This is a genomic window from Arenimonas sp. (genome assembly GCF_019459675.1).
Lineage (GTDB): Bacteria > Pseudomonadota > Gammaproteobacteria > Xanthomonadales > Xanthomonadaceae > Arenimonas.
Genome location: NZ_JAIBFH010000198.1, coordinates 1 through 1,011 on the forward strand (window position 1 = coordinate 1; position 1,011 = coordinate 1,011).

General features: G+C 68.7%; 1 protein-coding gene. It reads left to right on the forward strand.

Annotation, left to right across the window (positions count from 1 at the left end; all coding sequences use genetic code 11):
- Positions 1-1,011 (forward strand): PAS domain S-box protein (locus tag K0M70_RS06870; RefSeq protein ID WP_290780912.1); only part of this gene is annotated, 1,011 nt, incomplete at both ends.

Genomic DNA, 1,011 nt, shown 5'->3' on the forward strand with positions numbered 1-1,011 from the left:
ATCCGTGAGCGCGAAGAGCGCCTCAACCTTGCCCTGTGGGGATCGGGCGACGAGTTCTGGGACTGGAACATCCGCGACAGCACCCTGTACCGCCTGGGCGCCAACCAGCTGCTGGGACAGGGCAGCCGCGAGGAGTTGAGCACCGAGGACTGGCGCACGCAGACCATCCACCCCGAAGACCTGCCGCGGGTGCAGAAGCTGCTGGACGAGCACATCGTCGGCCACACCGACGTCTTCGAGTCCGAGCACCGCGTCCGCAACGCGCGCGGTGAATGGGTTTGGGTGCGGTCACGCGGCAAGGTGGTCGAACGTGACGCCAGCGGCAGCCCGCTGCGCATGGCCGGCACCGCCCGCGACATCACCGTGATCCGGCGCGCCGAACGCGAGCGCCGCGTGGCGCTGGAGGTGCTTCGCAGCATGAGCGAAGCGGTGGCGGTGATCGACCTGGATTTCCGCTTCATTTCGGTGAACCCGGCGTTCTCGCGCATCACCGGCTACAGCGAAGAGGAAGTGATCGGCCAGAACAGCCGCCTGCTCGACTCCAGCCAGCACAGCGCCGAGTTCTACCGGCGCGTGCGCGACGTGCTGGAGCGCACCGGCCACTGGGCCGGCGAGATGTGGCAGAAGCGCAAGGACGGCGAGGAGTTCCTGGGCTGGATCGAGATGAGCGAAGTGCGCGACCCGATGGGCCTGCGCAGCCATTTCGTGGCGGTGGTCAACGACATCACCGACAAGAAGCGTGCGGAGCAGGAGCTGCGCTACCTGGCCAACTACGACACGCTCACCCGCCTGCCCAACCGGGCGCTGCTGTCCGAGCGCCTGGGCCGGGCGATCGTGCGGGCACGCCGGCAGGAAACGCGGGTGGCGGTTCTTTTCCTGGACCTTGATCGCTTCAAGGACATCAACGACTCGCTGGGCCACGCCGCCGGCGACCGCCTGCTCAAGGCCGCGGCCACCCGCCTGCAGGCCACGGTCGGCGCCTCCGACACCGTGGCGCGCCTTGGCGGCGAC